This is a genomic window from Nakamurella flava (assembly GCF_005298075.1).
GTDB lineage: Bacteria > Actinomycetota > Actinomycetes > Mycobacteriales > Nakamurellaceae > Nakamurella > Nakamurella flava.
The window spans coordinates 333,532-356,523 of the sequence record NZ_SZZH01000003.1; the positions used below are offsets into that span (position 1 = coordinate 333,532).

A 22,992-nucleotide genomic window follows, 5' to 3' on the forward strand; every position below is an offset into this window, starting at 1 on the left:
AAGGCTGAAGCGTGTTGTCACTCCCTGATTCCTGGGTCTGGGACTTCTGGACCGCCGAGCTGGCCACCGACGCCGGTCCCGAGTTCCACCTGTTCTTCCTCTACGCCTCGAAGGCGCTGCACGACCCCGACCGTCGGCATGTCCGGGCGTCCGTCGGGCACGCGGTGTCGCCCGATCTCGTCGAGTGGGAGCGGGTGGCCGACGCCCTCGTGCACGGGCAGCCGGGTGACTTCGACCAGACCGCGACCTGGACCGGTTCGGTGGTGGCCGACCCGGCCGGGGGGTGGCGGATGTTCTACACCGGGATGACCCAGCTCCCCGGTGGCCAGCTGGTGCAGCGGATAGGGGCGGCCACGTCCGACGATCTGCTGACGTGGTTCAAGGTGCCCGAGAACCCGGTGATCACGGCCGATCCCCGCTGGTACGAGACGATCGTCGAGACCGACGGGCAGGTCAGCGGCGAGGAGGCGTGGCGGGATCCGTTCGTCTACGCCGACCCCAGCGGCGCCGGCTGGCACATGCTGGTCACCGCCCGGTCGAGCTCCGGGCCGGTCGACGATCGTGGCGTCATCGCGCACGCCACGTCACCGGACCTGCGAACCTGGACCGCCCATCCGCCGGTGACCCGTCCGGAATCGGGTTTCCTACATCTGGAGGTCGCGCAGGTCGCCGAGGTCGACGGACGTCACGTACTGCTCTTCGACTGCCTGGGGACCGAATTGACGGGCAGTCATCCGGGACGCGGCGGCGTCTGGTACCTGCCGCTCGACGGCCCGGTGCCGGACCCGGACCGGCCGTGGGACGCCGCTGCCGCCCGCCGCCTGACCGACGAGCAGCTCTACGTCGGCAAGATCGTCGACGGGCCGGCGGGCCGGCCGGTGCTGATGGCGTTCCACAACACCGCGCCGGACGGCTCGTTCGGTGGGGTGATCAGCGACCCGATGGCGTTGCGCTGGGAGGGTGACCGCCTGGTCGCCGATCCGCCCGCAGGGATCGACTGGGATCTGTCAGCCGGCTGATCCGGACGTCGGTTCCAGCTTCAGCGACACCCCGTTGATGCAGTAGCGCTGATCGGTGGGGGTACCGAAGCCCTCACCCTCGAAGACATGGCCGAGGTGCGAGCCGCAGTTCGCGCACCGCACCTCGATCCGCACCATGCCCAGGGACCGGTCCTTGATCAACTCGACCCGGTCCTCGGCGAGCGGCGTGTAGAACGCGGGCCAGCCGCAGTGGGCGTCGAACTTGTGCTCGCTGCGGAACAGCTCGCTGCCGCAACCGCGACAGCGGTAGACGCCGACGGTCTCGTCGGTCTCGTAGGGGCTGGAGAACGGGCGCTCGGTCCCGGCCTGCCGCAGCACCCGGTACTCCTGATCGGACAGCTCACTGCGCCACTGGTCGTCGGACTTGTTCACGGGATAGCTCATGCCTGATCCAACACCGTGGACCCGTCGGGCGTTCCCGCCGACCGGCCGGTCACGGCGCGCGTCGCGGACGTCGCCGATAGCGTGGGCCGCATGGCGAAGGTTCCCGCAGCGACCGTGTCCGTCGGCGGCCGGGAGGTGCGGGTCACCAGCCCGGATCGGGTGATCTACGAAGCCACCGACCGGACCCCGGTCATCACCAAGCTGGCGGTCTGCGAGTACTTCGCGGCGGTGGCCGAGCCGATGCTCCGCTCGCTGGGCGGTCGGCCGACGGCGATGGAACGCTGGCCCGACGGCTACCGCGAGGGCATGCGGTTGTCCACGGGGTATGGCGATGACGGCGACGGCTTCTATCAGAAGCGGCTGCCCAAGGGCGCGCCCGACTGGATCGAGACGGTGACCGTGGCGTTCCCCAGCCGCCGGACCGCCGCCGAGCTGTGCCCGAGCGAGCCTGGTTCGCTGGTGTGGGCCGCGCAGATGGGCACCCTGACGTTCCATCCGTGGCCGGTGCGCCGGCCGGACGTGGACCATCCCGACGAGCTGCGCCTGGATCTCGACCCGCAACCCGGCACCACGTTCGCCGACGCCCAGCGGGTCGCTGACGTGGCCCGTGAGTTGCTGGCGGAGCTGGGGCTGCGGGGCTATCCGAAGACCAGCGGCAACCGGGGCATCCACATCTACCTGCGGATCCGCCCGGAATGGACGTTCGAGGACGTCCGGCACGCCGCCATCGGCTTCGGTCGCGAACTGGAACGCCGGGACGGCGGCGTCACCACCGCCTGGTGGAAGGAGCAGCGCGGCGAACGGATCTTCATCGATTACAACCAGAACAATCGCGACCGCACCATCGCCGGCGCCTACAGCCTGCGGGCCAAGGTAGGCGCGCCGGTCTCCACCCCGCTCACCTGGGCGCAGCTGGCCGAGGTCCGCGACCCGGCCGACTTCACGATCGTCACCGTGCCGGAGCGGCTCGCCGACGGCGACCCGTGGGCCGGCATGGACGACGAGGCGTTCTCGCTGGAGCCGCTGCTGCAGCTGTGGGAGACGTTGCCCGGCGGGGAGCTCAACTTCCCGCCCGACTACCCGAAGATGCCGGGTGAGCCGCCGCGGGTGCAGCCGAGCAAGAAGGTCGCCGAGCACTGGGACGCCGACGGCAATCGCATCGCCTGAACCGCGGGCGAACGGTCCGGAATGGCCGCGGGATCGGCAGAATCGACCGTCATGGACGGAACGACCCTGCGCCAGGCGGCGCGCTCGTGCGTGCGGTTCCTGCAGCAGACGATCGACGACGGCGACACCGACTGGCGGGCCGGCATCCCCGGGATGGAATGGTCGGTCGGGCGGGTCGTCGGGCACATCGCCGAGACCCTGCTCTACTACGCGGCCGACCTGTCGGGCGGGCCGGAGGAGATCCGCGCCCTGACCGTCACGGTGCCCGACGACACGGCAACGCCGACCGAGCTGCTGGCGGTCCTGCGGGCGGCCGCGGCCACCCTGGCCCACGTCGTCGACGACACCGAGCCGGGGGATCGTGGCTGGCACCCGACGGGTGTGCTCGACGCGACCGGCTTCGTGGCCCTCGCCTGCGATGAACTGCTCATCCACACCGACGACGCCGCCCGTGGGCTCGGTCGCGTGTTCTGGGCACCGGAGCCGGTGGCCATCGCCGTCCTCGACCGGTTGTTCCCGGACGCCCCGGGGTGCCGGGGCCCGGCCGACCCCGAAGCGTGGGACGTCCTGCGGTGGGCCAACGGACGCCTCGACCTCCCGGGCCGCCCCCGTCGTAGCGACTGGCAGAGCTTCCTGCGCGCAACCCCGACGGGCCAACACCACTCGGATCGGTGAACGCTGGCCGTCGAGCTGGCGACGGAGGGACGGGTCGGTATATGGTTCAGGAGCCCGCAAGGGAGCGAGGGGGATGCGTACTTGGGACGCCTCGCCAGGTTCAAGCCCTGGGTCCTCCACCAGTGGGAAGCGAAAGCCCGCCGACAGCGTCGGCGGGCTTTCGTCGTTCCTGGGGACGGTCGGGTCAACCGGTGACCCGGGCATTCCCCGAGACGTACGACTCGCCCTGCTCGGGGACCCCCTCGGCCGTCCGGTCCACGACATCGGGATCGCCGAACGTCATCGGTAGCGAATCGGTGAACCAGTCGGCCCGGACCATGGGCTGCACCTGGAAGTGCAGGTGCGGCACGCAGCGCGTCCAACCGGTCCGGCCGCTGCGACCGAGCACCTCACCCCGGGCCACCGGCGCGCCGGTCCTGGCCTTGGCCTCGATCGCGGGATCGACGGAACTCAGGTGCAGATATAGTGCCGCGCTTCCATCAAGGTGGTCGATCTCGACGAAATTGGCCTCGTTGCCGAGCGTCATACCCACCACCTCGTCCCCGGAGGACGGGTCCTGCCCGGCCAGCCGGCCGCAGTGATCGGCCGGCCAACTGCCCTGCACCAGCGCGACCCGACCGGCCCGGGCGGCCAGCACCTCGGTGTCGTCGGGCAGGGCGAAGTCGAACGCGTACTGCATGGCCCCGGCGGAGTGCGTGGCGCACCCGGAGACGCAGTCGCCGTTCGGCGCGACCCGGTAGACGCCCTGCATGATCGGAAAGGTGCCGGCGAACGGCAGGCGGTACTCCGACGGCGCCGGGGCCGAGCAACCGGCCAGCCCGGCGGCCAGCAGGAAAGCGGCCAGGGCGGCCGGCAACAGCCGCCGGCCGGCCCGGTGGGACGACACGTCGTTCGCTCAGGCCGTGCCGGTGGACAGCACGTCGGCCAGCTGGAACCGCACCGGCCGGTCCAGCTGCGCGTAAGTGCACGACTCCGGGTCGCGGTCCGGCCGCCACCGGACGAACTGCGCCGTGTGCCGGAACCGCTCGCCCTCCATGTAGTCGTACCGGACCTCGACGACCCGCTCCGGGCGCAGCGGCACGAACGACAGGTCCTTGCCGACGTTCCACCGGCTGTACTCGTTCTTGCGCGGCGTGCGCTCACCGTCCTCGGTGGCCGCCCAGTTCCACGGGTGCTCCTCGAAGGTGGTGACCAGTTCCTGCATCTCGGCGAACAACTCGCGCCGGCGGGCCATCGGGAACGCGCCGATGACGCCGACCGAGGCGAGCACCCCGCGGTCGTCGTACAGGCCGAGCAGCAGCGAACCGATGGCGTCCGGACCGGACTTGTGCACCCGGTACCCGGCGACCACGCAGTCCGCGGTGCGTTCGTGCTTGATCTTGCTCATCACCCGCTTGTCCGGCTGGTACGTCAGGTCCGCCCGTTTGGCGATGACCCCGTCCAGCCCGGCCCCCTCGAATTCGGTGAACCAGCGCCGCGCCTCGTTCAGGTCCCGGGTCAACGGGGTGACGTGCACCGGTGCGGCGGCGTCGGCCAGGGCCTGCTCGAGACGTTCCCGCCGCTCGGCGAACGGCCGACCCGTCAGGTCCTCGTCGCCCAGTGCGAGCAGGTCGAAGGCGATGAAGGATGCCGGGGTCTGCTCCGACAGCAGTTTCACCCGGCTCGCGGCCGGGTGGATGCGCTGCTGCAGGGCCTCGAAATCGAGCCGGTTGCCGTCGATGTCGGCCACCACGATCTCGCCGTCGATGACGGCCCGGGGCGGGAAGTTGGCCAGCACGGCCGCCACGACCTCGGGGAAGTAACGGGTCATCGGCTTCTCGTTGCGACTGCCGATCTCCACCTCGTCGCCGTCCCGGAAGACGATCGACCGGAACCCGTCCCACTTGGGTTCGACGAGTTGGTCGGCCGGGATCTCGGCGATCGGTTTGGCCAGCATCGGCTTGACGGGCGGCATGACGGGCAGGTCCACGCGGCCAGTCTGCCGGAGCCCGGCATTCCGCGCGGGACTCACTCGAACGGGTTGTCGCCTGGCGAACCGGGTGTGATCTGAATGCGACAGCCCTTCACTCCATCAGGCGCTCTCGGTACCGTCGGTCACGCTGTGTTCCCGCAGCCAACCAAGCTCTCTCACGCGCGGTCGTGCCGATCGGAGTGGGGGTCACCCCGAACGGAGCTGCCCGTGGTGTCCGACCGTGCCCGTCTGCGCAACGTCCAGGCGCTCCGCGCCGTGGCCGCTGTGGCCGTCGTCCTCGCTCACCTCGGCGGGACGACCGGCATCGAGGACACCTGGCTGGCCGGCGACTACGGGTGGCTGCGCCCGCTGCACTTCCCGGGCAACGCCGGGGTCGACCTGTTCTTCGTCATCAGCGGGCTGATCATGGTGGTGACGGCCAGCCGGATGACCGCTGGCACCGCGAGCGCCGGGACGTTCCTCTACCGGCGGGCCACCCGCATCTACCCGGTGTACTGGGTCGCGACCCTGCCGGTGCTCGCGCTGTTCCTCCTCGCTCCGCAGATGGTCAACTCGTCGGCGAGCGCGCCGCCGCGCATCCTCGAGTCCCTGCTGCTTTTCCCGCAGCCCGGGGCGCCGTTGCTGCTGGTCGGCTGGACGCTCACCTTCGAGCTGTACTTCTACCTCGTCTTCGCCCTGGCCCTGTTGCTGCCGCCACGTCGACGCCCGCTCGTGCTCGGGGCGTGGGGTGCGGTGATCGTCGCCCTGGCCTTCGCCTTCCCGACGACGACCCAGCCGTGGCTGGCCCTGGTGAGCTCGCCGCTCAGCCTGGAGTTCCTGTTCGGCGCGGTCGTCGGCTGGCTGATCCTGCAGCGCCGTTTCGTGTCCCCGGTCGCGGTGACGGTCGTGGGCGGGATCGCCGCGACGGCGGCGATCTGGCTGGGTGGCGAGGCCGTCACCGGTGGTTGGTACCGGGCCGTGGTCGTCGGCGGGCTGCTGGCGGTCTTCGTGTACGGCGTCGTCGGTCTGGAGGCCACCGACCGGCTGGTCGCGCCGCGCTGGCTGCAGACCCTGGGCGACGCGTCGTACTCGCTGTACCTGTGGCACGTGCTGATCCTGGCCGCGATGGGCCGGTTCCTGCTGGCCCGGCTGCCCGACAACGCGGCGGTGCACGGGCTGGCCCTGGTCTCCACCTTCGCCGTGGTCATCGTCGGATCGTCGATCGCCTACCGGTTGATCGAGCGACCGCTGCTGCGGTTGTTCCGCGGTCGGCAGAAGCGCCCGGGTCAGGCTCCCGCCTCGATCGCCGACCGCACGCCCGCCGCGAACGCCTCCGGGCACTCCCACGCGCCGAAGTGACCGCCGCGACCGGGCTCCTGCCAGTCCCGGACGTCGAAGAACCGCTCCGCCGCTCGGCGGGTCGCCGGGTAGAGGTCACCCGGGAAGACGGTGGCCACCAGCGGCACCGTCACCCGCCCCGCTGCCGGCGTCCCCCGCCGCGCGTACGGGGTGAACGAGGTGCCGATCGCCCCGGTGACCCAGTAGAGCGTCAGCCAGGTCAACAGGTCGGGACGGGGGAACGCGGCCTCGACCTCGCCGCCGCAGTCGCTCCAGGTCCGCAGCTTCTCGATGATCCAGGCGGCCAGCCCGGCCGGTGAATCACCCAGGCCGACGGCCAGGGTGTCCGGCTTGGTGGCCTGCTCGGCGGCGTACGCGCCCTCGGCGTCCTTGAACCGGCTGACCCGGTCCAGGTAGTGCTGCTCGTCCGGTGTCCGGTCGTCCCGGTCGACGGCCAGCAACGGTCGCCAGGGGATGTCGGTCAGGTGCAGGGCGGACACCCGGTCCGGGTACCGGCGGGCCAGGGACTCGGCGACCTGGGTGCCGATGTCGCCGCCGGACACCACGTACCGGCGGTACCCGAGCTCGGCCATCACCGCCGCGATCGGCTCGGCCATCGCCGCGCCGCTCATCCCGGCCGACTCCGAGTACGGGTAACCCGGCAGGCAGGGCACGACGACGTCGACGCCGTCCCCGACGAGCAGGGGGACGACCCGATCGAACCGCAGGAAGGAGTCCGGCCAGCCGTGCAGCAGCACGACCGCCGGACGTTCCCCGGCCCCGCCCGCCCGATGGTGCAGCGCCCGCACACCCGCCCCGGCACCGCGGACCCAGGGGCGGTCGAGCAGTCCGCGTTCGATGGTCGGCCAGTCGAACTCGGCCCAGTCGGCCAGCAGCCCGGTCAGGTGGTCGGGGTCGGTGCCCAGCTCCCATCCGTCGCCGACGGCGGCGATCCGGCGGGTGCGCCGCAACCGGGACCGGAGGTCGTCGAGGACGGTCGGGTCGGTGGCGGCGGGGGCAGCGGCGGACGACACCATCCGGTTCTACCCGTCGCAAGCGGAGACGACGCGCGTCACGGTGCCGCGTGCGGCTCGCTCATCGGTCGGTCAGGGCTGCCGCCACCCCCCGACGGGGTAGCGGCAGCCCTGGCCGGCCGCGGCCGATCACCGGCCGACTCCGACACGGCCGGGCGACTCGATGGAGGCCGGTCAGCGCCGCAGCAGCGGGAGCACCTCGCGACCGATGAGGTCGATGCCCCCGCCATCCGTGAGGCCGTGCGGGGTGCCGAACTCGACCCGGCCCACGCCGGCGTCGATCAACGCCTGGGCCTGGGCGGCGACCTGCGCCGGGGTGCCGGAGAAGGCGAACACATCGAGGATGTCGTCGGGAATCGCGGCCCCGGCGGCGGCGTGGTCACCGGCGGCCAGCCCGGCCCGGACCTCGTCCAGCAGCCCGACCGGCAGGGTGACGGTCGGATCCAGCTCGGCCACCGCGTCCAGGTACATGGCCACCTCGCGGCGGGCGGCCGTGCGGGCGGCGGCCCCATCCTGGTCGACGACGGTGACCGCGCCGACCACCAGGCGCACCTCGTCGGGATCACGGCCGATCTCCCGGGCGCCGACGGCGATCCGCTCGCGCATCACCGTCGCCATGGCCGGATTGGCGGTGCCGCCGATCTTCAGCTCGTCGGCGATCCGCCCGGCCAGCGCCGCGCCGCGGGGCCCCCAGGTGCCCAGCAGCAGCGGCACGTGCGTGCGCCGGACGGGATACCTCAGTCGGACACCGGGCCGCAACGGGTAGATGGAGCCCTCGTAGCCCGCCCCGTCGCCGGCGAGCAGCGCCCGGATGTGCCCGGCGGCCTCGGCCAGGTGGGCGACCGGCCGGGTGGGGGCCAGACCGATGGCGTCCAGCCAGGTCCCGCGGGCCAGCCCCAGGTACGCCCGCCCGTCGCTCACCGCGTCGAGCTGGGCGAGCTGGCCGGCGATCTCGTACGGGTGCAGCGTGTACGGGTTCCAGCAGGCCGCGCCCAGGCGCACCCGTTCGGTCGCCGCGGCCATCTCCAGCAGGGCGGCCAGCGGCGGCGGGAACAGCAGGTCGCTGAACACGCTGATGACGTCGACCCCGTGACCCTCGGCCGCCCGGGCCAGCTCGGCGAACGCCCCGGCCGGCTTGTCCGACTGCAGACCCAGACCGATCTCCGCCCTCACGTCAGATCCTGGGAGTTCATCGACCGCAGCGGGCCGCGCTCGATCCGCATGATCAGCCGCTCGTCGGGGTCGGGGCAGGCCACGTAGGCGTCCCGTTCCAGCCAGTCGTGGGCCGGCAACGGCCGCTGCTTGGCCGGCAGCAGCGGCAGCACGGCCTGCAGCGCGTACAGGCAGAACGCCCCGGGGATCCGCAGCCGGCTCGACTCGGTGAGATCGAAGGAGTCGCCGACCTGCATCGAGCACACCGACCGGCCCTCGATGCGGTCGACGACCACGCGCAGGTCGTAGAGCGCCATGTCACCGTCCGACGTCGATGGCCCGGCGGCCCCGTCCGAGTCCCAGCTGCCGACAGGAACCTGCTGCTCGTCCATCGCGCTCCTCACGTCCCGACCGTCCGGCCCCGACCCGTCGGGCCCGGTGGTCATGCCTCACCCCAGGCGCCGGGCCGGGTCTCGGCGTGATGGTGCACGATCCGCCAGCCCGCGCCGTCCCGGCGCAGCACGTCGGTGACCCGGGCGCGTTCCTGCTCACCCTGCTCCGGGTGGACGGTCAGCAGGTACCGGGCGACGGCGTGCTCACCCCACACGTCGACCTGCTGCGGATCGACCTGCAGCCGGCTGATCCCGCCGGGCCGGCCGGGACTGCGGGCGTCGCGCATCGCGTCCAGCCGGGCCCGGTCCAGCAGACCGGGCAGTCCCGATTCCCAGGTGGTGACGGCGGCGTCGAGGTGGATGTCGAACCGGGCCCGGTCGCCGGCCAGGAACGCGTCGTACATGTCGTCCAGTCCGGCCAGGATCTGCGCCTCCGGGCTCATCGCGGCGCCGCCCGGTCGTCGCGGACCACCCGGCCGTCCTGCATCACCCAGCGCAGCGTCCGCAGGGCCGAGATGTCGGCCAGCGGGTCCTCGTCGACGAGCACCAGGTCGGCCCGGCGACCGGCCTCGATCGACCCCACCTCGTGGTCACGATCGAGCCAGCGGGCGGCGTCGATGGTCGCGGCCCGCAGGGTGCCGGCCGGGCCGAGGCCGCCGGCGCTCATGTGCTCCATCTCGCGGACCACCGCGGTGGTCCCCTCGAACGGCCACCACGGGGGCATGTCGCTGCCGACCAGCACCGGCACCCCGGCGGCCAGGGCGGTGCGGTAGGACGCCAGGTGCTCCTGTCCGGCGGCCAGCGACCGCTGCTGCATCCAGGCGGGGACGCCCAGCTCGTCGAAGAACTCGCCGCACCGGGTGACCACCAGCGTGGGCACCAGCGCGGTACCGGCGGCGGCCATGGCCGCGGCGACCTCGGCGGTGAGCTGGTAGCCGTGTTCGACGCAGTCCAGGCCCAGCTCGACCGCCTCGGCGATGACGTCGGCCGGTCCGGCGTGCGCGGTGACCTTGCGGCCCCAGTCGTGGGCGGTCTCGATGACCGCGGCCATCTCGGCCCGGGTCAGCTGGCGGGTGGCGATGCCCTCGTGTTGCCCGGCGATGCCGCCGGAGATCATCACCTTGATGAGGTCCGCCCCGGCCCGGATCTGGCTGCGCACCCCGCGGCGGAACCCGTCGGCACCGTCGCACTCCAGGGTGTCGGCGTTCTCGTGGCCGTGACCGCCGGTGCAGACCAGAGCCCTTCCCGCGGTGAGGATGTCGGGTCCGGGGACGGTGCCGGCGGCGATGGCGCGGCGCAGGGCGAAGTCCGCCCCGTTCCGCTCGGCCACGCAGCGCACCGTGGTCAGCCCGGCCTGCAGGGCCTGCGCGGCGCCGCCGGCCATATGCAGGGCGATCTCGTGCTCGTCCATCGCGCTGATCCGCCGGCCGAGTTCGCCGGGTAGGGCCAGCGAGAAGTGCGTGTGCATGTTGATCAGCCCGGGCAGCAGCCACCCGCCGCCCAGGTCGCGCGCGGGAGCGGCCGCGGCGGCGGCCGGCAGTTCGTCGGCGGTGCCGACGGCCTCGATGCGCCCGGCCCGGACCCAGACCTGGGCCGGGCGGGCAGTGCCGGTGTGCACGTCGACGACCTGCGCCCCGGTCCAGCGGAGCCCGGCGTCGGACGCGCGGTCAGGCATCGCGCACCCCGATCCCGTAGACCGTGCGGGCCGCCTCGGGCGACACCAGGCCCTGGTCGACGTCGTCGCGCACTCGAGCCGGGTCGCGGTCGGCCGGGTCGCCGTGCCCGCCGCCGCCGGCGGTGAGCAGCGTGATGCGGTCGCCGGGTTCGACGACGACCCGTTCGGTGCTGATCCGCCGCTCCCGCTCGGTGCCCGGGAAGACGATGACCTGGTTCGGATCGCTCTGCTGCCCGCCGTCCAGCGCCCATGGGGCGCTGCCGGTCTTCTTGATGACGGAGAGGAACTCGCCGGGCTGCACGAAGCGGATGTCCCGACGGATGCCGACCCCGCCCCGGTACCGGCCGGCCCCGCCGGAGTCGGTGCGCATCTCCAGCCGTTCGAACAGCATCCCGCTGCGGGCCTCCAGGACCTCCAGCGGCGTGCTGCGCACGGTCGACTCGGACAGGTGGATGGTGGCGTCCAGGCCGTCGTGCTCGGCGGTGCCGCCCCAGCCGACCGGGTCGTTGTTGCTGATGGCGTAGAACTCGCCGGTGTCCTGATGGGTGCCGACCATCATGAAGCCGGGGACGTCGCCACCGGAGGACGCGGGCACCCGGTCGGGCATGCCCTGGGCCAGCGCCTTGTGCACCAGCTCCAGGGCGACGATGCCGGTCCACAGGGTGAAGGTCGGCGCCGGGTAGACGGCGTGGAAGAGCGTGCCCGGCTCGGCCAGCACGGTCAGCGGGGCGGTGCTGCCCTCGTCGCCCGGTTCGTCCGGCCCGGTCAGCGCCTTGAGCACCACCTTGCACAGCGCGATGGTCGCACCGAACGGCATGTTGACCGGGCCGCGGGCGGCCGGGGCGGAGCCGGCGAAGTCGACGGTGAAGGTGCCGTCGGCGATGGTCACCGTCACCCGCATGCGGATGGGGTCGGCGGTGATGCCGTCGTCGTCCAGCCAGTCCTCCGCGGTCCAACTGCCCTGCGGCAGGGCGGCCAGCGCGGCCCGGGTGCGGGCCTCGCTGCGGGCCCGGACGACGGCGACGGCCGCGTCCACGGTGGGCTTGGAGAACTTGGTGATGGTCTCCAGCAGCCGCCGCTCCCCGGTGCGGATGGCGGCGACCTGGGCGTGCAGATCACCCAGCACCAGGTCGGGTAGCCGGGAGTTGAAGCGGATCAGGTCGTGGATGTCGCGGACCGGTTCGCCACGGGAGTAGACCTTGGTGCCCGGGAACAGCAGCCCCTCCTGGTGGACGTCGGTCGAGTCGAGCACGTAGCCGGGGTCCTTGGCGCCCAGGTCCATCCAGTGCGCCCGCACGCACACGAACCCGACGAGAAACCCGTCACCTCCGCTGGTCTCGGTCGACTCTGGGGGCAGGAAGACCGGGGCGAACAGGGTGGCGTCGTAGGCGTGGGCGGCGTTCCAGTACGGGTAGTTGAGCATGACGATGTCGCCCGGGTGCAGGTTCTCCCGGCCGACGTGCTCGACCCCCTTGCGGAGCGAGAAGTCGTTGGCGCCCAGGAAGAAGGTCAGCCCGGGGGCCTCGGCGATCAGCGCGAGATGCTCGTCGTAGAGCGAGATCCCGAAGTCCAGCACCTCGTAGATCACCGGGTTGAACGCGGTGCGCACCAGGGTGGTCCGCATCTCCTGCGCCGCGGCCAGCAGGTAGCTGCGCACCACCTCGACGGTGACCGCATCCACAGCAGCGGGGTCGACAGCGGGGTGCTCGCTCATGCGCTTCCTCCTGCGACCGAGGTGCCGGCCGTGGTGGTGGTGATGACCAGGTGCCCGTACTCGTCGACCCGGACCTGCTGGTCGCCGTGCACGACGGTGGTGCAGGTGCCCTCGTCGATCAGGGCGGGCCCGGGGAACCGGTCGCCGGGGGCCAGCGACGGCCGGTCGTAGACGTCGAACGGGACGGTGGCGCGGGTGGCCGCGTCGAAGGCGTCTCGGCGGCCGGTGCGGGCCGCGGCCGGGTCGCCGTCGCCCGCCGGGGGCCGGACCAGCTGCGGCCGGGCGGTGGTGCCGATCGCCCGGACTCGCAGGGCCAGGATCTCCACCGCGGTGTCGATGGCGTGCCCGTACCGGGCGGTGTGCAGCTCGTGGAACGCCGCGGCGACCGCGTCGGGGTCGATGGTGGCGCCCACGGTGACCGGCAGGCTGTGCTCCTGGCCGAGGTAGCGCAGTTCCAGGGTGCGGATCAGTCGGGCCCGGTCCCGGGGGACGCCCTGGCGGCCCAGCGAGGTCAGGGCCAGCTCGTCCAGCTCGGCCAGGTCGGCGAGCAGCTCGTCGACCGGCGCCTGCGCGAGGCGGGCCACCCAGGTGCGGGAGACGTCGTCGACGATGTCGGCCGACAGCATCCCCCAGGCCGAGAACCCGGACGGGGCCAGCGGAACCAGGATCTCGGCGACCCCCATCTCGCGTCCCACCCAGGGGGCCACGAGTGGTCCGGCGCCGCCGTAGGCCAGCAGCGTGAACGTCCGCGGGTCCAGGCCCCGTTCCACGGCGATCTGCCGGAGGGCGCCTACGGTGCGGGCGACCAGCACGTCCAGGATGCCGGCGGCCGCCGCGTCCGCGGTCAGCCCCAGCGGCTCCGCCACGCGGCTCGCCACGGCGTCGCGCGCGGCCTCCGCGTCCAGCGGCATGGTGCCGGCCAGGAAGCTGGCCGGGTCGACGTAGCCGAGCAGCACGGAGGCGTCGGTGACGGTGGGCTCGGTGCCGCCCCGCCGGTAGCAGACCGGGCCGGGCATCGCCCCGGCGCTCTGCGGACCGACGGTCAGCAGCCCGCCGTCGGCGCGGGCGATGGACCCGCCGCCGGCGCCGATGGTGCGGATGTCGTAGCAGGGGATGAGCAGGGGGAAGCGTTCGAGCTGGGCCTCGTGGCCGGTGGCCGCGCTGCCGTCCTCGATGACGCAGGCGTCCAGGGACGTGCCGCCGATGTCGAAGGTGAGCAGGTGCCGGCGGCCGAGCAGCTCGGCCAGGTGGGCGGCGCCGACGATGCCGCCGGCCGGTCCGGACAGCACGGTGTGGGTGGGGGAGGTCCGGGCGGCCGCCGCGGTCATCGACCCGCCGCCGGACCGCATGATGAGGAAGTCCCCGGCCAGCCCCCGCTCCCGCAGACCGGTCTCGAGTTCGTCGACGTAGCGCTGGAAGATCGGCCGGATGTAGGCCTCCAGCACGGTGGTGCTGGTGCGCTCGTACTCGCGGTGCTCGCGGGCGATGTCGGTGGAGATCGACACCCGGACGTCCGGGTACCACTGCGAGATCAGCGCGGCCGCCCGGCGTTCCGGTTCCGGGTTGCGGTGGGCGTGCAGGAAGCAGACGGCCAGCGACTGCACGTCCTGTACCTCGACCAGGTCCCGCACCACGTCCCGCAGGTGGTCCTCGTCCAGCTCGGTCAGCACCGTCCCGCGGTGGTCGAGCCGACCGCGGACCCCGGCGGTGTGCCGGCGCTGCACCAGCGACGGCGGCCGGTGGTAGCGGAAGTCGTACATCTTCTCGTCGGGGACGTTGCCCCGGCCGAGCAGGAAGATGTCCCGGAACCCGTCGTTGGTGACGATGCCGGTGCGGGCGCCCCGCCGCTCCAGCACGGCGTTCAGCCCGAGCGTGGTCCCGTGGATGAACACCGAGACCTGCGACAGGTCGGTGCCCAGGTCGGCCACGGCGGCCAGGACGCCGTCCCAGGGCCGTTCCGGCGTGGTGGAGGCCTTGCGGAAACGGACCCGCCCGGTGCGGTCGTCCAGCTCCATGGCGTCGACGAAGGTGCCGCCGATGTCGACGGCCAGGCGCAGCGGTCTGTCGGGCACGTGCGGTCCTCTCGGGTCGCCCGGCGGGCGGACGGTCGGTCTCGGGTGGGTCTCGGGTCGGTCACGGAATGGGTGGGGCCTCAGCCGGGACGGATGGCCTGCAGCCGGGGCGCGGCAGCGAGCAGGTCGCGGGTGTATTCCTGCTGCGGCGCGGTGAACAGCTGCTCCACCGGGCCCTGTTCGACCAGCCGGCCGTGCCGGACGACGACCACCCGGTCGCAGACCGACCGGACGGTGGCCAGGTCGTGGGAGATGAACACCTGGGCGCGGTCGCCGTCGGCGGCCAGTTCGGCCATCAGGTCGAGCACCGTCCGCTGGGCGGTGACGTCCAGGGCGGAGGTCGGCTCGTCGAAGACGATGAGGTCCGGTCGAGCGACCAGGGCGCGGGCGATGCCGACCCGCTGGGCCTGCCCGCCGGATAGCTCGTGCGGGAGCCGGTCCAGGAACCCGGCGTCCAGACCGGTGCGTTCCAGCACCTCGATGGCCCGGGCCCGCCGCTCGTCGGTGGGAACTCCGCGGGCGAGCAGGGTCTCGGCCACCGCGTCGAGCACGGTGCGCCGCGGGTCCAGCGCACCGGACGGGTCCTGGAACACCATCTGCACCCGGCCGGCCAGCCGCCGGGTGGTGACCCGGGAACCGGGCCGGCGGCCGAAGCGACCGGCCCGCAGGTCGGCCCCGGCGACGGTGACCTCGCCGGCGGTGGCCGGGACCAGGCCGAGCAGCACCCGGGCGAGAGAGGTCTTGCCGGAACCGCTCTCCCCGACGATGCCGACGGTCTCGCCGCGCCGCACGTCGAGGTCCAGCCCCATCAGCGCGTCGTGGGCCGGGACGCCCAGATGCCCGCGGTAGCGGACACCGACGCCGCGCAGCCGCACCACCGCCTCGCCCGGGGTGGCACGGACCCGGGGTGGCAGCGGCCGGTCCGGGTCGGGCACGGCAGCCAGCAGCTCCCGCGTATAAACGTCCCGCGGCCGGTCGAGGACCTCGGCGGTGGAACCGGTCTCGACGACCTCACCGGCGCGGAGCACCACGACCCGGTCGCACACCCGGGCGGCGGCGGCGATGTCGTGGGTGATGAGCAGCACGCCGCGGTCACCGCCGGCGGCCGTGCCGCGGACCAGGTCGAGGATGCCGCGGGTCAGGGTGACGTCCAGCCCGGTGGTCGGCTCGTCGGCCAGCAGCAGTCCGGGGTCGCAGGCCAGGCAGAGGGCGATCATCACCCGTTGGGCCATGCCACCGGAGAGCTGGTGCGGGTAGCTGGCCAGCACCCGCGGGACGTCGACGATGCCGACGGACCCGAGCAGCTCTGCGGCCCGGGTGTCGGCATCCCGTCCGGCGAGGTGCTGGTGCCGGGCCAGCCGGTCGCGCAGTTGGCGGCGCACCGTGCGCAGCGGTTCGAGCGCGCTGCGCGGGTGCTGGAAGCACATCGCCGCACCGTGCCCGCGGTGGGCGGCCAGGGTGGCGGCGTCCATGGTCAGGACGTCCTGTCCGCGGAACAGCACCTGGCCGGTGGTCCGGCCGGCGGTGGGCAGCAGGCCGCTGACCGAGCGGGCCAGCATGGACTTGCCGCCGCCGCTCTCACCGACCAGACCGACGACCTCGCCGGCCGCGACGTCCAGGTCCACCCCCCGCAACGCGTGCACGGTGCCGGCCGCGGTGGGGATGTCGACGTGCAGATCGCGGATCCGCAGCAGCGGACCGGTGGGCGTGACCGATGACAATTCCTTCGCCAGGTCGGTCATCGCGCGGCCTTCGCGGTGGCGCGTTCCTGCAGACCCTCACCGATCAGCGCGCAGCCCAGCACGCAGAGCACCAGCGCGATCCCCGGCGGCAGGGTCGTCCACAGCCGTCCGGCGATGACGTCGGTGGTGCCCTGACTGATCATCGCGCCCCATTCGGCCTGCGGGACCGGTACGCCCAGTCCGAGGAAGGACAGCCCGGCCAGGATGAGGACGGCCCAGCCGATGTTCAGCGGGGCCACCGTGCGGACCGGGGTGAGGGAGTTGGGCAGCACGTGCCGCCACAGCACCCGCCGGGCCGACAGCCCCGAGGTGCGGGCGGCGTCCAGGTACGGCAGTTCCCGCACGACCATGACCTCCGAGCGGACCAGCCGGGCGTAGGCCGGGGTGGAGACGGCCGCGATGACGATGGCCATGTTCACCGAGCCCGGTCCCACCAGGGCGGCGATGGCCAGCGCGAGGATGAACGTGGGGAAGGCCTGGACGATCTCCAGCACCCGCATGACCACGGCGTCGAACCACCCGCCGGCGTACCCGGACAGCGCGCCGATGAGGGCGCCGAGCACCACCGCCACCGCGACGGAGATGACCGCGATGCCCAGGTCGATCCGCACGGCGGCCAGCGTCCGGGTGAGGACGTCCATGCCGTTGAGGTCGGTGCCGAGCAGGTGGGCCCCACCGGGCGGCCGGCGGACGGCACCGTCGTCGATCTCGGTCGGTCCCCACGGCGTGAGCAGCGGGCCGATCAGCCCGGCCAGCACGACCAGGCCGAGCATGATGCTGCCGGCGATCAGCAGTCCGCGGCCGGTGCGCACCCGGGGCGCGGCATCGCGGCCGCGCAGCGCGGGGGCGCTCACACCCGCACCCGGGGGTCGAGGGCGGCCTGGACGATGTCGGCCACCAGGTAGGCCAGCGTGAAGACCAGGGCGGAGATGACGACACCGGCCTGCACGACCGGGTAGTCGCGGGTCAGCAGGCCGCGCAGCAGCCACTGCCCCATGCCCTGCCAGGAGAAGACCAGCTCGACCAGCACGACCCCGCCCAGGACGTTGCCCAGCACCAGGGCGGCCAGGGTGGGCAGCCGGGCCAGGGTGCCGCGCATCAGGTAGCCGCGCACCAGCGTGCTCCCGGTGAGGCCGTGGGCCTGCGCGCAGGCCCACGGCTGGGCGGCCCGGATCTCCAGCGCGGTGGCCCGCACGGTGCGGATGAGCGCTGCGCTCACCCCGACGACGATGGTCAGCACGGGCAGGACCAGGTGCGCCACGGCGGAGGTGAACGACGGCAGGTTGCCGGTCAGCGCGGCGTCCACCGCCTCGGCCCCGGTCAGCGGGGTGGGAGCCAGGCCGCGGTCCACCCGGCCGCCCGGTCCGGGGAACCAGCCGAGCCACTGGTAGCCGATGACGATCAGCACCAGGGCCAGCCAGAACTCCGGCAGCGCGGTGCCGACCAGGGAGCCGACCCGGGTGACGTGGTCCAGGGGGCGGTGGGCGCGCAGCGCCGACCACACCCCCAGGACCACCGAGATCACCAGGGCCAGACCGACGCCCAGGAATACCAGCTCGAACGTCGGCCCGACCCGGGTGGACAGCTCGGTGCTGATCGGCACCCCGGTGGCCACCGAGGTGCCGAGGTCGCCGCGGAACAACCCACCGAGGTAGGTCAGGTACTGCTGCCAGATCGAGGTGTCCAGGCCCAGGCGGGCCCGGATCGCCTCGACGTCGGTCGCCGTGGATCCGGCGGAGACGAACGCCTGCACCGGATCCCCGGGGAGCACCCGGACCAGGACGAAGGTGACCGTCACGACCCCGAAGAGCACCGGGATGACGAGCAGCAGTCGCAGGGCGGCGAAGCGGAGCAGACGCACGGGCTGCCCGTCAGCCCTTGGTGAGGTAGCGCAGGCGGATCAACCCGTCGACCGGCTGCACGTAGCCGCCGACGCTGTCGGCCACCGGCAGCACGAAGTCCGGCTGGGCCAGCGGGATCACCGGGACGTCGGTGGCGAACTGCTGCTGGATCTGCGTCCACAGCGCGGTGCGCTCGGCGGAATCGGTGGTGGTGTGCGACTTCTCGACGGCGGCGTCGACGGTCGGGTTGGAGTAGTTGCTCCAGTTCAGGTACGCCCCGGTGGTCCAGCCGTTCATCAGGTACTCGACGTCGTTGACCCACTGCTGGCCGGAGGTGATCTGCAGCGGGATGTCCTTGGCCGCCCGCCGCTGGCCCAGGGTGGCGGCGTCCAGCGGGGTGGGGGTCGCGGTGATGCCGATCTTGGCCAGTGCATCGGAGACCAGGACGGCGATCTGCTGCTGCTCGCCGCTCTCGGCCGCGTAGACGATCTGCGTGGTGATCGCCGGGTTGCCGGCCTGGGCCATCAGGGCCTTGGCCTTGTCCAGGTCGGTGTCGTACGGGAACCCGGCCTCGCTGTATCCGGGCATGTCGATCGGCACGATGCTCTTCGGGCGGCGGGCGCCGCCGTTGTACACGCTGCTGATGATCGAGTCGTACGGGACGGCCAGCGCGACGGCCTGCCGGACCTGCGGGTTGTCGAACGGGGCGGCGGCGACGTTCATCGGCATCGAGATCATCTCGTTGGACGGCGAGGTGATCGTGGTCAGGCCGTTCACGCCGGACAGGTCGGCGATCTCCTGGCGACCCAGGCCCAGCGCGATGTCGACGTCGCCGTTGCGCAGCAGCAGACTCTCGGCGGCCGGGTCGGAGGCCACCGTGAGCCGGATGGTCTGCGTCTTCGGCCCGTCCTCGGCGGGGTAGTCCGGGTTGGCGGTCAGCACGATCTCCTGGCCGGGGGTGGCGGCCGAGACGTTGTACAGCCCACCGTCACTCGGGTTCTGGGCCGCCCACTCCTTCGCCCACGGGTCGGCGTCGGTGGCGTGCTCCTTCATCTTCTTCGAGTCGTAGATGAACAGGCTGATGGCCTGGATCTGCTCGCTCAGCGCGCTGGGGAAGGCCTGCTGGAAGGTCACCGTGCGGTCGTCGACGACGGTGATCTGCGACGGGTCGGTCAGGCCGATGAGGCTGTAGACGCCGGCGACGTTGGCCTTGGCCGCGAACGCGCGGTCCTTGGACCACTTCACGTCCTCGGCGGTGATCGGATTGCCGCTGGGGAACTTCGCCCCCTCGCGCAGCTTCAGCGTCCACAGGGCACCGTCGGTGGAGGTGAACGACTCGGCCCAGGCGGGCAGGATGGTCGCGGTGTCCATGACCGGCTTGCCGTCGACCTGGGTGACTCCGTAGTCGACCAGGTACGGGTAGACGTTCTTGAAGACGGCCAGGGCGACCGGATCGAAGGCGACGAAGTCCTGGTCCCAGCTGCCCGGGTAGGCCGGGATGGCGATGCGCAGCTCCCCGCTGGCGCCGGCCGGCGCGCTGCCGCTGCCGGACGTTCCGGCGGCGGAGCCGGCGGTGCCGGACGTGGTCGAGGACTGGTTGCTGCCGGCGGCGCAGCCGCCCAGCAGGAGCGCGGCGATCACGGCCGCGCCGGCCGCACGGGTCCGGACCCGGCGCGACCGGAGCGAAGAATGCGAGGACACGGAACCTCCACGGGGCTGCTGGTGCCACGCCACCCGACGTTGGCGCTGCCCAGTGTTTTACTGCATCAAACACCCCGTTAGAAGAGGCGTAACAGAGTTTTGACGAACCGCCGACGTTTCGTGAGCGTCCGGTCGCTCACAGCAGCCGGGGAGTGACGACCGAGACCACCACGGTGAGCTCGTCGGTGTCGTTGTGCATGCGGTGCGGGGTGTTGGACCGCAGGTGCAGGCTGTCGCCGACCCCCAGACGGTGGGTCACCCCGTCCACCTCGTAGCTCAGCGTGCCCCGCACCACGTAGGCGAACTCCTCGCCGGCGTGCGCGGTCGGCTCCTCCAGATCGCCGCCCGGCTCGATGACGACCAGCATCGGTTCCAGGACGAGTCCGGGTGCCCGGGACGACAGCAGCTCGTAGTGGCGCCCACCGGAGACCACCCGCTGCCCGGTCGGTCCGCCCGTCGCCCGGTTCAGGGTGAACACGACACCGTCCCCGGCCTCCCCGGCCGCATCGGTGATCGGGAAGAAGTCCGCCACCGGACGCTGCAAGGCGGTCGCGACGGTGCGCAGGCTGGACAGCGCGATCGAGCTCAGGCCCCGTTCGACCTGGGAGAGGAAGCCGGCCGACAGGCCGCTGCGCTCGGCGAGTTTGCGCAGCGACAGGCCCTGCTCGACCCGGAACGTCCGGATCCGCGCCCCGACCACCGCGGCGTCCGGGTCCCGGCCCGCCGGTGTGCTTCTGCTCGTCGCGCCTCCCCGCGCCGGCGCCCTGGCCGGTTCGCGGCCGGCCGCGCGGCTCAGCGCGACTCCCGGATGCGGTGGTGGGCCATGAAGTGAGCCTAGGCGGACGACCCGGACGAACCACAGGAACCTCCCGGGCTCAGGCGCGGCGGGCGGTCAGCAGCAGGTACTCCCATTCCATCGCCCCGCCCGCATCCATGTCTGACGCGGCCAGGTCCTCCAGTGCGGTGTCCAGGGCGACCCGCTCTGCGTCGTTCTGCTGGGCCCGGTAGACGGCGATGGTCGGGCCGTAGCGGGTGCCGAAGAATTCGCGGAACTCAGCCGGAGTCCGGAAGCGGGACACCGGCAGCCGTCGGCGATCGGCGCGCACGTCCTGCACACGGTCGCCGAACAGACCGCGGACGTGGTCCTCGTCCCCCCACAGCGGGGCCGGCGACACGCCGGGCGGGGGTGGGGGAGCGAACGGCTTCATCGTCGTGAAGAGCCGGCCGATGAATCCGGCCGGGGTCCACGACGTCAGGGCGATCCGCCCGCCCGGCCGGACCACCCGCAGCAACTCGTCCGCGGCCGCCTGGTGGTGCGGGGCGAACATGATGCCGACACAGGACAGGCCGACGTCGAAGGTGGCGTCGGCGAACGGCAGGTGCTCGGCGTCCGCCTCCTGCCAGTCCAGGGTCAGACCTTCGGCCCGGGCGGCGTTCTCGCCGGTGGCCAGCAGCTCCGGGGTCAGGTCGGAGGCGGTCACCGCGGCGCCGGTCCGGGCGGCGGGGATGGCCGCGTTGCCGGTGCCGGCCGCGACGTCCAGCACCCGGTCGCCGGCCGACACTTGTGCGGCGGCGACCAGTTCGGGACCGAGGTCGGCGATGACTTCGGCGGCGACCGACGGGTAGTCACCCAGTGCCCACAGCGCCCGGTGGCGGGCCTTGAGCGCGGAGTCGGCGGCGTCGTCGGTCGACGGTGTGGCGCCGCTGGTGGACGTGAGGGAACCGCTGGTCATGGGACGACCTCCCGGTCGGGGCCGCCGAGGGCGGCGAGTGGGACCGGCACGGCTGGGCCGGTCCGTCGACCGTAGGAATCGGGAACCCGCCGCCACCAGTTCGAGATCTGTACCGGCCGCCGGGCGCCCTCGCCCCGTCGGGAACCGGCATCGTGACAGGAAACAGACGCGGTCCTACGCTGTCCCGATGGGTGCCGGATACCGGCAGTTCTGCCCCGTGGCCAAGGCGATGGAGCTGCTCGACGAGCGGTGGACGCTGCTGTTGATCCGCGAGATGATCGCCGGCAGCGAGCATTTCAACGAGCTGCGGCGCGGCTTGCCGCGCATGTCGCCCAGCCTGCTGTCCCGTCGGCTCCAACAGCTGGAACGGGCCGGGCTGGTCGCCCGGCGCGGTGACCGCTGGGTCCTCGAGCCGGCCGGCTACGAGCTGCGTCCGGTCATCGAGGCGGTCGGGTCGTGGGGGATGCGATGGATCGGTGAGCTCGGTGACGCCGACCTGGACCCCAAGCTGCTGCTCTGGGACATGCACCGCAGCCTGAGCGCGGCGGCGCCGGCCGCCCGCACCGTCCTGCAGCTGCACTTCCCGGACGGCCCACCCCGGGCACGGTCCTGGTGGTTGGTCATCGAAGCGCCCGAGGCGGACGTCTGCGACAGCGACCCCGGCCACCCGGTGGCGCTCACCCTGCACGCCCGGCTCGCGCCGCTCGTCCGCTACTGGCGGGGCGACCTGGAGTGGGACGACGTGCTGCGGTCCGGTGACGTCCGGGTGCATGGGCCGGCCGAGCTGCGGCGGGCGCTGCCCGGCTGGTTCGTTCGCTCCCCGTTCGCCGGGGTCCGGCCGGCCGCTGCCCAGCCCGTGGGTCGGTGAAGGCTGTCGCTACCGCGCGACGGGTGGCGGCAGCCTTTACCGACCCGCACCATGGCCGGTCGCCGTACGGGTCAGCGGCGGCCGCTGAAGAACGCGTTGGCCTTGGGCGTGAACAGCACGACCAGCACCAGGATCGGGAACAGGATGCTGGTCCAGCGGGTGGTCACCGCACCACCGCTGGCGTCGTTGACCGTGATGAAGGCCGTGATCGCCAGGACGAGTTGCAGCACGGCCACGACAGCGGCGACCAGGCGGGCCGTGGGGTTGCCGTCGAGCAGGCCCTTGGCCACCGCGAAGTAGGCGACGGCCACGACGGCCTGCCCGATGCCGGTGACGAACGGCACCTGCGGCAGCGTCAGCAGCACGAGCGCGGCGAGAGCGGCGGAGATGCCGGCGACGACGACCAGGACCACCAGGACGGTGATCAGCACGGGACGACGGGCGACGGGGATGGTGGACATGACGGTCCTTCCGGGACACGGCCCCGGCTGGTGATCCGTCCGGGTGCTCGCA

The 22,992-nt window shown here is 72.7% G+C and carries 22 protein-coding genes; 5 read left to right on the forward strand and 17 right to left on the reverse strand.

Translation table 11 applies throughout. From position 1 onward, the window contains the following. Positions 1-11: 11 nt before the first annotated feature. Positions 12-1,019 carry a glycoside hydrolase family protein gene (locus tag FDO65_RS13265; protein WP_137450178.1) on the forward strand — a complete coding sequence of 336 codons (1,008 nt, stop codon included), beginning with the start codon at positions 12-14 and terminating at the stop codon, positions 1,017-1,019. Here FDO65_RS13265 and msrB read toward each other — a convergent pair. Then, entirely contained in the window at positions 1,008-1,424 is a 417-nt protein-coding gene (gene msrB, locus FDO65_RS13270) for a peptide-methionine (R)-S-oxide reductase MsrB (RefSeq protein WP_137450179.1), read from the reverse strand. The two genes, FDO65_RS13265 and msrB, sit on opposite strands and share 12 nt — an antisense overlap. Positions 1,425-1,514: 90 nt before the next feature. On the opposite strand from msrB, the gene FDO65_RS13275 reads away from it, so the two are divergent. Beyond that, on the forward strand, positions 1,515-2,591 hold the full coding sequence (locus FDO65_RS13275; protein ID WP_137450180.1) for a DNA polymerase domain-containing protein: 1,077 nt from the start codon (positions 1,515-1,517) through the stop codon (positions 2,589-2,591). A gap of 51 nt (positions 2,592-2,642) precedes the next feature. After that, positions 2,643-3,266, forward strand: coding sequence for a maleylpyruvate isomerase N-terminal domain-containing protein (locus FDO65_RS13280; RefSeq protein WP_166442185.1), 624 nt, complete (start codon positions 2,643-2,645; stop codon positions 3,264-3,266). Positions 3,267-3,450: 184 nt separating this feature from the next. On the opposite strand, the gene FDO65_RS13285 is transcribed toward FDO65_RS13280, so the two are convergent. Both FDO65_RS13285 and FDO65_RS13290 read right to left on the reverse strand, forming a co-directional pair. Then, positions 3,451-4,152, reverse strand: a complete 702-nt coding sequence (locus FDO65_RS13285; RefSeq protein ID WP_137450182.1) for a M23 family metallopeptidase — start codon at positions 4,150-4,152, stop codon at positions 3,451-3,453. 9 nt (positions 4,153-4,161) lie between these two features. Then, complete coding sequence (locus FDO65_RS13290; RefSeq protein WP_137450183.1) at positions 4,162-5,235, reverse strand: ATP-dependent DNA ligase; 1,074 nt, start codon at positions 5,233-5,235, stop codon at positions 4,162-4,164. Between the two features lie 210 nt (positions 5,236-5,445). On the opposite strand from FDO65_RS13290, the gene FDO65_RS13295 reads away from it, so the two are divergent. Next, positions 5,446-6,576, forward strand: a complete 1,131-nt coding sequence (locus FDO65_RS13295) for an acyltransferase family protein (protein ID WP_166442186.1) — start codon at positions 5,446-5,448, stop codon at positions 6,574-6,576. Here the strand turns inward: FDO65_RS13295 and FDO65_RS13300 are convergent. The 13 genes from FDO65_RS13300 to FDO65_RS13360 form a co-directional block, all read right to left on the reverse strand. Further along, positions 6,504-7,589 carry an alpha/beta fold hydrolase gene (locus tag FDO65_RS13300; RefSeq protein ID WP_205850022.1) on the reverse strand — a complete coding sequence of 362 codons (1,086 nt, stop codon included), beginning with the start codon at positions 7,587-7,589 and terminating at the stop codon, positions 6,504-6,506. The two genes, FDO65_RS13295 and FDO65_RS13300, sit on opposite strands and share 73 nt — an antisense overlap. Before the next feature lie 174 nt (positions 7,590-7,763). Next, positions 7,764-8,762, reverse strand: a complete 999-nt coding sequence (locus FDO65_RS13305; RefSeq protein WP_137450186.1) for an LLM class flavin-dependent oxidoreductase — start codon at positions 8,760-8,762, stop codon at positions 7,764-7,766. Continuing rightward, on the reverse strand, positions 8,759-9,133 hold the full coding sequence (locus FDO65_RS13310; RefSeq protein WP_137450187.1) for a TIGR04076 family protein: 375 nt from the start codon (positions 9,131-9,133) through the stop codon (positions 8,759-8,761). The genes FDO65_RS13305 and FDO65_RS13310 overlap by 4 nt, the downstream gene beginning before the upstream one ends. A gap of 50 nt (positions 9,134-9,183) precedes the next feature. Next, on the reverse strand, positions 9,184-9,576 hold the full coding sequence (locus FDO65_RS13315; protein WP_137450188.1) for a nuclear transport factor 2 family protein: 393 nt from the start codon (positions 9,574-9,576) through the stop codon (positions 9,184-9,186). Next, a complete protein-coding gene (locus tag FDO65_RS13320; protein ID WP_137450189.1) occupies positions 9,573-10,808 on the reverse strand; it encodes an amidohydrolase family protein in 1,236 nt (411 codons plus the stop codon). Before FDO65_RS13320 ends, FDO65_RS13315 begins: the two co-directional genes overlap by 4 nt. Continuing rightward, positions 10,801-12,522, reverse strand: coding sequence for a hydantoinase B/oxoprolinase family protein (locus FDO65_RS13325; protein WP_137450190.1), 1,722 nt, complete (start codon positions 12,520-12,522; stop codon positions 10,801-10,803). The genes FDO65_RS13320 and FDO65_RS13325 overlap by 8 nt, the downstream gene beginning before the upstream one ends. Continuing rightward, the gene (locus FDO65_RS13330; RefSeq protein WP_137450191.1) at positions 12,519-14,594 is read right to left on the reverse strand and encodes a hydantoinase/oxoprolinase family protein; all 2,076 of its coding nucleotides are present in this window, start codon (positions 14,592-14,594) and stop codon (positions 12,519-12,521) included. The genes FDO65_RS13325 and FDO65_RS13330 overlap by 4 nt, the downstream gene beginning before the upstream one ends. A gap of 80 nt (positions 14,595-14,674) precedes the next feature. Beyond that, positions 14,675-16,336, reverse strand: coding sequence for an ATP-binding cassette domain-containing protein (locus tag FDO65_RS13335; RefSeq protein WP_137450192.1), 1,662 nt, complete (start codon positions 16,334-16,336; stop codon positions 14,675-14,677). Then, entirely contained in the window at positions 16,333-17,190 is an 858-nt protein-coding gene (locus FDO65_RS13340; RefSeq protein ID WP_205850023.1) for an ABC transporter permease, read from the reverse strand. Before FDO65_RS13340 ends, FDO65_RS13335 begins: the two co-directional genes overlap by 4 nt. Further along, positions 17,187-18,197: an ABC transporter permease gene (locus tag FDO65_RS13345; RefSeq protein ID WP_137450193.1), complete on the reverse strand. Its 1,011-nt coding sequence runs from the start codon at positions 18,195-18,197 to the stop codon at positions 17,187-17,189. Before FDO65_RS13345 ends, FDO65_RS13340 begins: the two co-directional genes overlap by 4 nt. 10 nt (positions 18,198-18,207) lie before the next feature. Next, positions 18,208-19,878 (reverse strand): ABC transporter substrate-binding protein, encoded by a 1,671-nt coding sequence (locus FDO65_RS13350; protein WP_137450194.1) that lies wholly within the window; start codon positions 19,876-19,878, stop codon positions 18,208-18,210. A gap of 136 nt (positions 19,879-20,014) precedes the next feature. Continuing rightward, a complete protein-coding gene (locus tag FDO65_RS13355; RefSeq protein ID WP_137450195.1) occupies positions 20,015-20,578 on the reverse strand; it encodes a cupin domain-containing protein in 564 nt (187 codons plus the stop codon). Positions 20,579-20,753: 175 nt separating this feature from the next. Continuing rightward, complete coding sequence (locus FDO65_RS13360; RefSeq protein WP_137450196.1) at positions 20,754-21,611, reverse strand: class I SAM-dependent methyltransferase; 858 nt, start codon at positions 21,609-21,611, stop codon at positions 20,754-20,756. Positions 21,612-21,798: 187 nt separating this feature from the next. On the opposite strand from FDO65_RS13360, the gene FDO65_RS13365 reads away from it, so the two are divergent. Beyond that, positions 21,799-22,479 (forward strand): winged helix-turn-helix transcriptional regulator, encoded by a 681-nt coding sequence (locus FDO65_RS13365; protein ID WP_137450197.1) that lies wholly within the window; start codon positions 21,799-21,801, stop codon positions 22,477-22,479. Positions 22,480-22,550: 71 nt separating this feature from the next. On the opposite strand, the gene FDO65_RS13370 is transcribed toward FDO65_RS13365, so the two are convergent. Next, positions 22,551-22,940, reverse strand: a complete 390-nt coding sequence (locus FDO65_RS13370; protein ID WP_137450198.1) for a hypothetical protein — start codon at positions 22,938-22,940, stop codon at positions 22,551-22,553. Positions 22,941-22,992 lie beyond the last annotated feature (52 nt).

What these genes read in the sequence shown, in the direction of transcription:
- FDO65_RS13335 (WP_137450192.1), bottom strand. Translation starts at nt 16,336, where the DNA reads ATGACCGACCTGGCGAAGGAATTGTCATCGGTCACGCCCACCGGTCCG.
- FDO65_RS13275 (WP_137450180.1), top strand. Translation starts at nt 1,515, where the DNA reads ATGGCGAAGGTTCCCGCAGCGACCGTGTCCGTCGGCGGCCGGGAGGTG.
- FDO65_RS13370 (WP_137450198.1), bottom strand. Translation starts at nt 22,940, where the DNA reads ATGTCCACCATCCCCGTCGCCCGTCGTCCCGTGCTGATCACCGTCCTG.
- FDO65_RS13365 (WP_137450197.1), top strand. Translation starts at nt 21,799, where the DNA reads ATGGGTGCCGGATACCGGCAGTTCTGCCCCGTGGCCAAGGCGATGGAG.
- FDO65_RS13325 (WP_137450190.1), bottom strand. Translation starts at nt 12,522, where the DNA reads ATGAGCGAGCACCCCGCTGTCGACCCCGCTGCTGTGGATGCGGTCACC.
- msrB (WP_137450179.1), bottom strand. Translation starts at nt 1,424, where the DNA reads ATGAGCTATCCCGTGAACAAGTCCGACGACCAGTGGCGCAGTGAGCTG.
- FDO65_RS13310 (WP_137450187.1), bottom strand. Translation starts at nt 9,133, where the DNA reads ATGGACGAGCAGCAGGTTCCTGTCGGCAGCTGGGACTCGGACGGGGCC.
- FDO65_RS13315 (WP_137450188.1), bottom strand. Translation starts at nt 9,576, where the DNA reads ATGAGCCCGGAGGCGCAGATCCTGGCCGGACTGGACGACATGTACGAC.
- FDO65_RS13360 (WP_137450196.1), bottom strand. Translation starts at nt 21,611, where the DNA reads ATGACCAGCGGTTCCCTCACGTCCACCAGCGGCGCCACACCGTCGACC.
- FDO65_RS13280 (WP_166442185.1), top strand. Translation starts at nt 2,643, where the DNA reads ATGGACGGAACGACCCTGCGCCAGGCGGCGCGCTCGTGCGTGCGGTTC.
- FDO65_RS13320 (WP_137450189.1), bottom strand. Translation starts at nt 10,808, where the DNA reads ATGCCTGACCGCGCGTCCGACGCCGGGCTCCGCTGGACCGGGGCGCAG.